We start from the raw sequence: 10,938 nt of genomic DNA on the forward strand, positions 1-10,938 counted from the left end.
TTGTGATTTATCGTTTACAAGTTGTTCAAATCCTGACTCCACAATATTATCTAGCTCTATCTCATCAGTAATAACATCTTTAACTTTTAAATTACCTTCATTAATTAAATCTATTGTTTGTTGAAATGTAGTAGGTGTATAAGCAATCGTGGAAGTAAGTTTTACACCTGTATTCGTTAATTGCATTGGATTCCATTCAATAGGATGACCAAATATAGACACTATAACGACAGTACCTCTTGCTTTAGTAACGTCTATAGCAGATTTAAGTGTTGGTGCTACACCAGCTACTTCAAATGCTACATCAACTCCATTATCTGTATGTTTATTAATAACATCACTTGGATCTGATTCACCGGAATTTATAGTATGAGTAGCACCAATCGCTTTAGCTTTATTCAATCTTTCTTCTGATAAATCAAAAACAAATATCTTACTTGCACCTGCAGCTTTAGCTGCTATGACTGTTAATAAACCGATTGGACCTGCACCAAAAATAGCAACAGTATCGCCAAATAGAACTTCGCCTTCTTTAATTGCTTGAACTGCAACAGCCGTCGGTTCTACAAGGGCGCCTTCTTTATCAGAAACATTATCTGGTAATTTATAAACATTCTCTTCTGGGGCGTTTGTAAATTCTGCAAATCCACCATCAGAACCTAAGCCTATAAATGAATAACCATCATAAAGATCAATATTTTCTTCTTTTTCACGATTTGAAACTGTAGGATTAATGACAACACGATCGCCTTTATTAAATTTTGTAACCTTAGAACCAATATCATCTACTACACCTGCAAATTCGTGGCCTAATGTAACGGGCGCTTTTTGGCCAAGGAACGGGTCAGGTTTGTCTGTTGAAATAAATATAGGGCCTTCTAAGTATTCATGTAAATCTGTCCCACAAATGCCAGCCCAAGACACTTTAACTTGAACCTCATTATCTTGTAACTCTTTAGATTTTCGATCTTCAACTCGTACATCCTTTTGACCATACCAAACTGCTGCTTTCATTGATAAAACCTCCTTGTTTTAGTTAGTTTAATAGTATACCTTTTAAAAGTTACTTTGCAACAGAACCACTTTTATAATAACTTATGTTTGCGTAATAATTCTTCAATGAATGTGCCATGTATTTTTTCCATCCCTTTTTTTAGAACTGAACGTTTAAGAAAGTTCTTATTAACTAATTCAGGTAATGATTTACGATCGTTTAATTGATAATAAGCATCCATAAGTACACGTACATCAAATTCAGAAGCATACACTTCAGGCACCCCTCTGTCTACCTCTAATAATTGATATACAGCTTCCATAGCCGTACGTACAGAATATTCAGTTGTGAATACTGTATCACGTTCTGTTTCAGCAAAGTTACCTATAAAGGCTAAGTTTTTAGAACCATTAGGAACAACCAATGGACGATCTTTGTATGCTCTCGGCATAAAGTACGCTGTCACATAAGGCATATAAACAGGGATTGTATTGCATTCTGTTTGTGCTAATTCAACTAACTCATCTTGTGGCACTCCCATATGATATAACCACTCTTGACAGATTTCACTACCTGTACACTCAGTGATTGGTTTTTTAATGAAATCTCCTTTAACATCAGAGTATAATGCATATATCCATACACTTACTTGATCTTTAGGTTGCTCTTTAAATTGTTGTTGACGATTGACTGTAAAACTAAGTTGCCAACTTGAATCTGCTACCGTTACAATACCCCCAGTAACGGTACGTCCAGATAACACATCACGTTTACTTAATTTTTCAATATAAGAAATTACTTTTTTATTATTAGTTGTTGTTGTTGCAGATACGAGCCAACTTTTATCTGGAATGTGATCACAGAATTTTTCAGGTCTTCCAAATTCCGGACTTTGATTAGCTAAATTTTTCCATAATGCCCAACTACCTCCTAATGCTTTCGTTGGTGGAGCAGGATGGTCATTATCCCCATAAGTTGAACTTTCTGTAATACTACCGTTCGTTACAAAAACAAGATCATCTAATGTTAAAGGTATAGATTCTGTTTTACCATTTTTGTTTACAAGAATCTCTCGTGCAATTTTCGTAGATGATGTTGAATCGACCAATATATTGTCAACTTGAACACCATATTCAAAATGCACGCCATGTGACTTAAGATATTCTACCATTGGCAATACTAAAGACTCATATTGGTTATATTTAGTGAATTTTAAAGCACTAAAATCTGCCAAACCGCCAATATGGTGAACAAAACGCATAAGATATCGACGCATTTCCATTGCTGAATGCCAAGGTTCGAAAGCAAACATTGTTTTCCAATATAACCAAAAATTAGAATTTAAAAAATCTTCAGTGAAAACTTCGGAAATTTTAACATCTTCTAAATCTTCTTCTTTTTTCATACATAAACTTAAAATTTCTTTAATAGCTTTTTTAGACAATGTAAAATCGCCATCAGTATCAATGCGTTTACCGCCACTATAAATGGCTCTGCATTTAGAATAGTTAGGATCTTCCTTATTCAACCAATAAAATTCGTCTAACACGGATGCATCAGGTTGTTCTAATGATGGAATACTTCTAAATAAATCCCATAAGCATTCAAAATGATTTTCCATTTCTCTACCACCACGTACAACAAATCCATGATGTTCCATATTAATACCGTCTAAACTTCCCCCTGAGATGTTTAATTCTTCTAAAATATGGATATTTTCACCTTTCATTTGACCATCACGAATTAAAAAACATGCTGCTGCTAGTGAGGCTAAACCTGATCCAATCAAATATGCTGATTTTTTATCAACGTTTTCTGGTTTTTTCGGACGCGCAAAAGCTTCATAATTACTATTAGTATAATACATAAGAACATCACCCTTTTAATAAGTATAATTTCTCAATATTCCAATTCTTTATACTTTTAATATACGCCTCTGAGGATTAAAATACAAAAAATGATAAAATTTACTATTTTACTTTTATGATTTTTTGCTTTTTTAGGTTTTTATTGTAATTTGTTAACATAAGAGTATATTGTGGTTTTCAGGATTATACTAAGGAGAAGTAACGATGAGTTTCAAAAAATTCATAATAGTTGATGGGGCAACATAAGGAAGACAAACCACTTTTCAAATTACTTTCTCTGGTTTTGATGTAGCAATTTATGAAACGAAGGTTAATATGCGTTTTAGAATGCTGTGAGAAACGCTCAGTTGCATTGACAATCCATTTACCAAGATAATCCCTTATCATGTTTAATTCTATAAACTGTTTGTCTTGTAATATTAACTTCTTTCGCAATTTTACTAATTGCTCGCCCTTCTTCTAACATTTCCACCACGCGATGATAAATAACACGTTTCTGAGGGTCTTTCGCGTTCGGCGAATAGAGTAAAGGCCGTCCTTTATATATTCCTTTGTCTTTCGCGACTTGAATCCCTTGTGCTTGTCGACGTTTACTTTCATTTCTTTCTTGTTCTGAAACCATTGCTAATATTTGAATGATTAGATCTTTCATAAATTTATCTAATAATGGATTGCCAATCACTTCATTCATCATAGGTAAGCTGGTAATCATTAACTGAACGTCTTTTTCTTTTAAATAATTCACAGTTTCAATAATTTCATCATAGTTACGTCCTAAACGATCAATAGACTCCACAATAAATCGATCTCCCATTCTTACAAAATTAAGAACTTCTTGAAGTACGGGTCTGTTTTCTATAGATTTCCCAGACTGTTTTTCTGTAAAGATTTTCTCTACGCCAAACGTTTTTAAATTTTCCAACTGTCTTTCTAAATTTTGATCTATCGAAGATACTCTCGCATAGCCAACAATCATTGATTTCCACCTCGCAATTAATATATTTATTTTCTATACGATAAAGTAGAGTCCATTAATAGCTTTTATCTTTATGATCCCTTCATTCAAAAACAAATGAAATCAAAAAAATAGAAAGGCAATGAAATATAATTGAGTATAATCACATTTCATTGCCTTGGAATATAGTCATACACCTCTGCTAATAGTTGAAAGAAGTCAATTTCTAGAGCAGTTGATAATATTTTCAAAGTTGATAAACTAGGTAAATTATATCCATTTTCAATATTAGTTAAAGTCTTTACAGATAGATCTTCATATTCTATTAATCCTTGTCTTACTCGATCATCTAAGAAATAACTCCTTGTATCTTTTTTTAAAGATAAATTCATTCTATGTTCTCTTATAATTGATCCAAATTTTATTAAGTCTCTATTTTTTCTTTAGAAAAAATCCTAAAGGAATTGGGAATATTCACCAGCAAGCTGACCAAACTTAAATTTTACATTGTAAAATTTAAAGGTTTATAAGTATATAAAATAGTAATAAAATATTATTTTATTTTTTAATATAATAATATTTTTATAAGGCCGTTATAGGGGGATTTTATTAAAGGTGGGATAGATAATGAATGTATTAACGCAAGAAGATAGAATACAAATTTTATCTGATATTGTTGAAATTAAAACCGTAAATGATAATTAATTAGAAAGGTTCTGTGTCAAATAGTGTTGGGGACCAAAAGTAAATAATCACAGTTAAGATTTAAATGAAATTTTTAATAACTGAAAGGCCATGTTTATTTTCAAGATAAGCATGACCCTTTTCTCGCCCTTAGGCGAGAAAGTCGGATCAAGAGTTGGATAATTAATAATGAAAGCTAACAAGTGTCATCGTCTAATATTTAAGCTGCAACTGGTTGGAAAGTCGCAGGTAGTGGATTAGATGGTTTAAAGATCAGTTTAAATTGTAATAGAATTCTGGCTCTGAAATTTCTAAAGCTTGCGTAGCCATATCCTGTACGTTTGATTAACTTAATCTTGTTATTCATACCTTCGGTAGGACCGTTAGAAACACGATAAATTAAAGCATTTTCGACATATGGTAAGAATCTTTCCAGTGTATTAATCGTTTTTCTTACCTTTTTATTTAATCTGACTTTCTTTAAATCTTGTAAAGTGGCTAATAAGTAACTGTAGTCTCTAGTTTCTGTCGCAAATTTAAGGTCATTCATCACTTGGTAAGCTTGTTGTAATTTCGGAGAAAGACTTAATAAATAATCTACCATACGTTGCTCAGTCATCTTTTCATGGTATAGGCGATGATAATAATAGTTTGAAAAATCGAGATAATCAGCATTTTTTAATATCAATCTCTATTGATTTTTTAGTTTTCGATAATCTGTAGGGCGACTTTTTTTGATTTCATTCATGACTGCAATCCACATTGAGTTAATTGTATTATTTAGTAATTGTACGATATGAAAACGATCAATAACAATTTTTGCATTAGGGAAAAAAGCCTTAACAACACTTATATATGGAGAATATAAGTTCATTGAAATCGTCTTTACTGCAGCTCGTGCTTCTTTAGAATAGCGATGGAAATACCGAATTAACGACTGCTGTTTTCGATCCTCTATAATGTTTCCTGCTTTCAAGTATATTGTGGTAATTTACTTTATTTTAGGATTTCATGGCCTTTTTGTATACCCAAAAAACCGTGAGAGTATTATCCTCTTACGGTTTTTTCGGCACTTTAACTTGATGAAAATAATAATTCATCTAAATCAAATATCTCAATATATTTATGCGTATGTTGTTTAATTAAACCTTTTTCTTCCAATGCTGAAAACTTTCGACTTATTGTTTCAGGAGTTGTACCCAAATAAGAAGCTAGATCCTTCTTTGACATTGGTAAGGTCACATAAGTATGATTTTCTTCATTCTCAACGTATTCTGATAGAAAATCAATAATACGAGACTCTACTTGCTCCATACCAACCTGCATCGTTTGCTTTTCTGATACCTGTAAACGTTTCGTAACGTCTGATAGGATTCTTCTCATAATTTCTGGGTAAGCATCTAAATAGTCATTCATATCCTTTTTATGAATTCTACATATACTTACTTCTGATATTGCTTCAGCATAATTAGAATGGTAACTTTCAGTTTGAAAAATAGCCACTTCTCCCATAAAATCACCAGGATTTAGTATGCGTACAGTTTGTTCACGACCGGATTCATTTAAGTTATAAATACGTACACGCCCATTATTTACGATATATAGTGTGTCATCTTTATCACCACTTCCAAATAACAACGCATTCTTTTCATAATGTACTTCATGCGCTGATTGTGCAATTAAACTCATTTGTTCTTCATTTAGGTGGTTAAAAATCGGAACTAAACGTATACAATCTACATGACTATGGTGATGATGGTGTGCCATACAACTTTCCTCCTAATTAATCATTATCTATATAGTCATCGTCTTCTAGCGCATCCTTGTTAACAAAGGCTTGAAGTTGCCAAATATTTACATCTAAATAATCTTTATAACTAATTAGTAAATCCTCTAACGCATCATCTGCTTCTTCTTGGGCTAAACGCATTGCACGAATGGTAAATTCACGGTTAGATCTAAAATCCTCTACTAACTGTAAGACCATTTCTTCAGCAGAATAATATTTTTCAGACAGATCTTCAGAAATCGTTGTAAATTTTTGGAATTCGGTAGTTGTTGATGCTGGCTTAAATCCTGAAGCTAGTAAACGTTCTGCAATTTTATCAAACCATGTTTCATTTTCATTATATAGTTTTTCAAATACCTCATGCAATGAATAAAAATTTGTGCCTTTTACATACCAATGATATTGGTGTAATTTTACATGTAAGGTATGAATATTAGCCAGTACATGATCTGTAACAGCTGCTGCATTAATCTTAGTATGATGAATGTGTTCTTTATAGGCTTGTTCAGCAGCTAATTTTTCTTGTCTTTCATTTACTATTGTCATTTTATACACCTTCCTTTACTTTTGAACTAATAACGGAATATCCTAAGTTTTCAATAGCTTTTTCAATTGTATTCAAATTGACTTGTTCTTCATCAAAATCCACTTTTACCTTACTTGCATTGAACAGCACTTTTACAGAATCTTTTTCTACACCAGCAGTCTGTTTTAAACCACTTTCAATTTTTTGTAAACATGATGGACAAGTTAATGTTTCTAATTTTAATGTTGCTTTAGTCATATCTATCACTCCTTTAAATAAATTATATAAGGTATTTTTTTAAAAATAATTGACATGGATCAATTATCTTAATTGATAACTTCTTAATCTCATTGCATTTAAAATAACGACCAAAATACTTGCCTCATGAACTAACATACCAATTGACATAGACATCCACTCACTAAATATTAAACTACCCAATAATATTATCACCACACCAACAGCAATGAGAATATTTTGTTGCATATTCGCGTATGTCCCTTTAGCTAAACCTAAAGCATGGGGGAGACGATTAAAATTGGAATTCATTAGAACAATATCTGAACTTTCAATAGCCACATCTGTCCCATTTCCCATAGCTATCCCTACTTCTGCAATAGCTAGAGAAGGGCTATCATTCACACCATCACCAATAAAAGCAACAATTTCACCAGTAGACTGTCTTTCTTTTAAAAATGCTTGCTTGTCCTCTGGTAGCATATCGCCATGGGCCTCGGTTAATCCTAGCTCCTTTTTAACTAAATTAACTGTACCTTGATTATCCCCTGATAATACAATGAGATTTTTAACACCAAGTGATTTTAATTTTTGTAGGTCTTGTTTAACGCTTGGTCGAACTTGGTCACGGATTTCCATTAAAATGATTAACTGACGATCAACTGCCGTTAATACAATTGAACTACCGGCTCTTTCTAATTTATCTAATTCTTTAAGAACATCATTAGATAGTGGAATACTTTCTTGTTCCATTAAGGTTTTATTCCCTACTGCAACAATGTGTCCGTCAACGTGAGCAATTATACCCCCACCTTTTATAACCTGTGTACTCTCTACAGGTCTTAGTTTATATTGCGCTAATTTATTTGTAATAGCGACAGCTAAGGGATGGTCAGATTCCCTTTCAATCGAGTATAATAAAGATAAATCCTCCTCTTGATTATTTCCATAGTAAACGAATTCGCTAACTTCAGGCTTTCCTTCAGTTAAGGTACCTGTTTTATCAAATAGGACTGTATCTACATTCGCAAAATGACTAATCACTTCAGAACCTTTAAACAAAATACCATTCTTTGCACCATTTCCTATACCCGCGACATTTGAAACAGGTACACCAATGACCAAGGCCCCTGGGCAACCAAGTACTAATACAGTAACTGCAAGTGCTGTATCTTTAGTTAATACCCAAACTAATAGCCCAATAATAAGTACTACAGGTGTATACCAACGAGAGAACTGGTCAATAAATCGTTCAGCTTCCGATTTAGAATCTTGTGCTTCTTCTACTAACTCAATAATTCGACCAAATGTAGAATCTTCCCCAATTCTATCAGCAACTATTTGAATAGTCCCATTATCCATAATGGTACCGGCAAATACTTCATCACCTTTCTCTTTCTTTAGAGGTAAAGATTCACCGGTGATATTAGCCTCATTTACATGTCCTTTTCCAGTAGTTACCCTACCATCTACTGGAATCTTAGCCCCAGTTTTTACTATGAGCATATCTCCTTCCTCTACTTCATCAATATCTACTTCTTCAAATTGTCCGTCGTACAATTGCTTAAAAGCAGTCTCTGGAGCCATTTCCGTCAACTCTTTAATAGCAGACCGTGTTTGCTTAAGTGTACGCTGTTCTAAATATGATCCAAATAAAAATAAGAAAGTAACAATAGCTGACTCTTCGTAATTTTGAATAAAGAAAGCACCAATAACCGCTATAGTTACTAAAACATCAATACTCACTACTTTTACTTTCATAGCCTGATAAGCCTGTATTGCGATTGGTATAACACCCAATATAGAAGCAATTATAAAAGCACTATTAAAGATAACCATATTGCTAAAGATAAAATGTGCAATAAAACCTATAATAATAAGTAAACCACTAATAACAGTAATATGATTTTTATGTTTCAAAATAGTCTGTTGCATATAAACCTCTCCTACACTTTAGTTTAATCATAGTGTATTCGTTTTTAAGAAATATAAACTTGACCCATATCAATCTTATCTAATAAATATAGCGAATAATATTTAGGCTTAAACAGATAGATATATAAAAAGAGTCCAGAAACTTTATGTCCCGGACTCATGAAACAGAAAAATTTAATTATATATCGAGAGAAAAAGATATATTTGAAAATCTCTATGAAAATGTCTTGCCTTATAACCCATATATTTATGGAATTAATGAAAATCAAATAAACACTTATTATAATAACTATGAATTAGTTAAAAATAATAAGGATTTATTAAAATTACTAAAGTTAAAAGGAATTCATTTCGAAAATTCTTTAAGAAATGATCCTCTTTATAGCGAACAATACGAAGTATTTAGAAATTTACTTTAGTGTGATTAGTCTGAATACATGGTTTTGCATTCCTCTACCAGCCAGTGTTATAATTTAATTAACAAATAGTGTACTAACATGATAAACACCGAGCCCGATAACTACTGCGAATAGTTATCGGGCTCTTTTGGTGTATTAGCTATATGTCGCCGCTAAATTACTTTTCACGATTATTCAGCCAATGAGAAAATAACGTGAGTATAACTCCTACTATGATAGGAGCTATAATAGTTACAAATAGTGTACTGAACATGATGTCACCTCCTTCCATGCTAAATACAGCACAGAAGTGAACGACAACCTTTGTATTATATCATTTCTAATAATTGAGTTACAGATGACTTCCGATAAGTCATTTTATGTTATATCTTTGCTTATTTTTATAGTATCAAGACAAGAAGAAACTCGTTTCACTCGTTTCAAAAACCCTTCTGATTTTTAGAAAAAAACTCTCTTATTTCATCGTCTTTAATAAAATAATATGCCATCTTTCCATCTTTATAAAAATCAAGCACCTCATTTTTATATAAAAGTCTTAAATGATGTGAAGTTGAAGCAATACTCATTTTCAATATCAAAGAAATATCACAAACACACAACTCATCTTCTTTAATCAAAGATAATATGATTTTCAATTTTTTCTCATCACAAATTTTTTCTAAAATGTTAAGTAATTTCTTAGATTTATCATCTTCTAAAAAACTTAAAGCATTGTTAACTTTATCCTCATGTACACAGATCACATCACAAGCATTTTCATAGCTCATATAAAATCACACCCTAAATTAAAATATAAATCCTAAAATTGTTCCAATAGTGTCATTTTCAATAATAATAAATAAACCTAAAGCTATGTAAATAACAGCTATAATCCAACGACTAAATTTCTCAACAATTTCTCCAACTCCTGGAATATTAGCTAATTTTTGTGCAGTAAATACCAAGAAGAAAATTAAAATTAAAAAGACAAACAAAGTAATTAATAAATCAGTAACACTTAATGTCACAAAATACGGAACAAATAAACCAATATTATCAGCACCACAACTTGCTATCGTAACAATTGCAACCGTACCAACTAATTTAGACAATCCTTTTTCATTCAATTCTTTTTTAGCTCTCTTTTCTCCTTCACAATCATCATAAATAGCTACTTTAATTCCTAAATAAATCGGTATTAACCCTAATAATCCTAATATCCATTTTTCAGGAACATAATTTAAGACAAAGGCAAAGAATAAACTTACGACAATCAATGTCACAGATCCTACATATTGACCAATATAAATATCTCTATATTCTTTTCTAGTCTTTGCTCTAGCAAAAAATATTAATAAAATTACTAATAAATCAACTGCTGTAGCAATATAAAGAACAGCAGCAGTGACAACCGTTTGAATCATACATACACCTCATTCAAAAATATTTTTGAATGTATTATAACTAATATTTTTAAATAATCATAGGTGCTTTATTCCAATTGCTTTATTGACGTTGAGCCTCGGAACCCTTAACAATCCCAAAACTTGTC

12 protein-coding genes and 1 pseudogene are annotated in these 10,938 nt (G+C 31.8%); 1 reads left to right on the forward strand and 12 read right to left on the reverse strand.

From position 1 onward, the window contains the following. The 9 genes and pseudogenes from KA830_RS13420 to KA830_RS13465 form a co-directional block, all read right to left on the reverse strand. Positions 1–1,014 (reverse strand): 2,3-butanediol dehydrogenase (locus KA830_RS13420; RefSeq protein ID WP_210134307.1); only part of this gene is annotated, 1,014 nt, incomplete at its 3' end. Between the two features lie 71 nt (positions 1,015–1,085). Continuing rightward, positions 1,086–2,861 (reverse strand): oleate hydratase, encoded by a 1,776-nt coding sequence (locus KA830_RS13425; protein ID WP_210134308.1) that lies wholly within the window; start codon positions 2,859–2,861, stop codon positions 1,086–1,088. A 365-nt stretch (positions 2,862–3,226) separates the two neighbouring features. Next, complete coding sequence (locus KA830_RS13430) at positions 3,227–3,838, reverse strand: recombinase family protein (RefSeq protein ID WP_096811265.1); 612 nt, start codon at positions 3,836–3,838, stop codon at positions 3,227–3,229. A 149-nt stretch (positions 3,839–3,987) separates the two neighbouring features. Continuing rightward, positions 3,988–4,209 carry a helix-turn-helix domain-containing protein gene (locus tag KA830_RS13435; protein WP_011867734.1) on the reverse strand — a complete coding sequence of 74 codons (222 nt, stop codon included), beginning with the start codon at positions 4,207–4,209 and terminating at the stop codon, positions 3,988–3,990. A 512-nt stretch (positions 4,210–4,721) separates the two neighbouring features. Next, a pseudogene (locus tag KA830_RS13775) lies at positions 4,722–5,477 on the reverse strand (ISL3 family transposase). A 98-nt stretch (positions 5,478–5,575) separates the two neighbouring features. Then, positions 5,576–6,268, reverse strand: a complete 693-nt coding sequence (locus KA830_RS13450) for a Crp/Fnr family transcriptional regulator (protein ID WP_011867731.1) — start codon at positions 6,266–6,268, stop codon at positions 5,576–5,578. A 16-nt stretch (positions 6,269–6,284) separates the two neighbouring features. Beyond that, positions 6,285–6,836, reverse strand: a complete 552-nt coding sequence (locus tag KA830_RS13455) for a Dps family protein (protein WP_210134309.1) — start codon at positions 6,834–6,836, stop codon at positions 6,285–6,287. A 1-nt stretch (position 6,837) separates the two neighbouring features. Beyond that, entirely contained in the window at positions 6,838–7,074 is a 237-nt protein-coding gene (locus KA830_RS13460) for a heavy-metal-associated domain-containing protein (protein WP_011867729.1), read from the reverse strand. A 63-nt stretch (positions 7,075–7,137) separates the two neighbouring features. After that, positions 7,138–8,988 (reverse strand): heavy metal translocating P-type ATPase, encoded by a 1,851-nt coding sequence (locus KA830_RS13465; RefSeq protein ID WP_210123101.1) that lies wholly within the window; start codon positions 8,986–8,988, stop codon positions 7,138–7,140. A gap of 146 nt (positions 8,989–9,134) precedes the next feature. Between KA830_RS13465 and KA830_RS13470 the strand changes: the two genes are divergently transcribed. Further along, positions 9,135–9,407: a hypothetical protein gene (locus KA830_RS13470; protein ID WP_057493112.1), complete on the forward strand. Its 273-nt coding sequence runs from the start codon at positions 9,135–9,137 to the stop codon at positions 9,405–9,407. Between the two features lie 157 nt (positions 9,408–9,564). Here KA830_RS13470 and KA830_RS13475 read toward each other — a convergent pair whose 3' ends face one another. The 3 genes from KA830_RS13475 to KA830_RS13485 form a co-directional block, all read right to left on the reverse strand. Then, on the reverse strand, positions 9,565–9,660 hold the full coding sequence (locus tag KA830_RS13475) for a type I toxin-antitoxin system Fst family toxin (RefSeq protein WP_000493114.1): 96 nt from the start codon (positions 9,658–9,660) through the stop codon (positions 9,565–9,567). 166 nt (positions 9,661–9,826) lie between these two features. Further along, complete coding sequence (locus tag KA830_RS13480) at positions 9,827–10,174, reverse strand: ArsR/SmtB family transcription factor (RefSeq protein WP_002452612.1); 348 nt, start codon at positions 10,172–10,174, stop codon at positions 9,827–9,829. A gap of 18 nt (positions 10,175–10,192) precedes the next feature. Next, positions 10,193–10,810, reverse strand: a complete 618-nt coding sequence (locus tag KA830_RS13485) for a CadD family cadmium resistance transporter (RefSeq protein ID WP_096811259.1) — start codon at positions 10,808–10,810, stop codon at positions 10,193–10,195. Positions 10,811–10,938 lie beyond the last annotated feature (128 nt).

The sequence above is a fragment of the Staphylococcus sp. GDY8P119P genome (assembly GCF_017892075.1).
In the GTDB taxonomy this organism is placed as follows: domain Bacteria; phylum Bacillota; class Bacilli; order Staphylococcales; family Staphylococcaceae; genus Staphylococcus; species Staphylococcus ureilyticus.

Bases quoted from the DNA above. Each gene is read 5' to 3' on its own strand.
- KA830_RS13425 (WP_210134308.1), bottom strand. From the start codon at position 2,861: ATGTATTATACTAATAGTAATTATGAAGCTTTTGCGCGTCCGAAAAAA.
- KA830_RS13430 (WP_096811265.1), bottom strand. From the start codon at position 3,838: ATGATTGTTGGCTATGCGAGAGTATCTTCGATAGATCAAAATTTAGAA.
- KA830_RS13435 (WP_011867734.1), bottom strand. From the start codon at position 4,209: ATGAATTTATCTTTAAAAAAAGATACAAGGAGTTATTTCTTAGATGAT.
- KA830_RS13450 (WP_011867731.1), bottom strand. From the start codon at position 6,268: ATGGCACACCATCATCACCATAGTCATGTAGATTGTATACGTTTAGTT.
- KA830_RS13455 (WP_210134309.1), bottom strand. From the start codon at position 6,836: ATGACAATAGTAAATGAAAGACAAGAAAAATTAGCTGCTGAACAAGCC.
- KA830_RS13460 (WP_011867729.1), bottom strand. From the start codon at position 7,074: ATGACTAAAGCAACATTAAAATTAGAAACATTAACTTGTCCATCATGT.
- KA830_RS13465 (WP_210123101.1), bottom strand. From the start codon at position 8,988: ATGCAACAGACTATTTTGAAACATAAAAATCATATTACTGTTATTAGT.
- KA830_RS13470 (WP_057493112.1), top strand. From the start codon at position 9,135: ATGTCCCGGACTCATGAAACAGAAAAATTTAATTATATATCGAGAGAA.
- KA830_RS13475 (WP_000493114.1), bottom strand. From the start codon at position 9,660: ATGTTCAGTACACTATTTGTAACTATTATAGCTCCTATCATAGTAGGA.
- KA830_RS13480 (WP_002452612.1), bottom strand. From the start codon at position 10,174: ATGAGCTATGAAAATGCTTGTGATGTGATCTGTGTACATGAGGATAAA.
- KA830_RS13485 (WP_096811259.1), bottom strand. From the start codon at position 10,810: ATGATTCAAACGGTTGTCACTGCTGCTGTTCTTTATATTGCTACAGCA.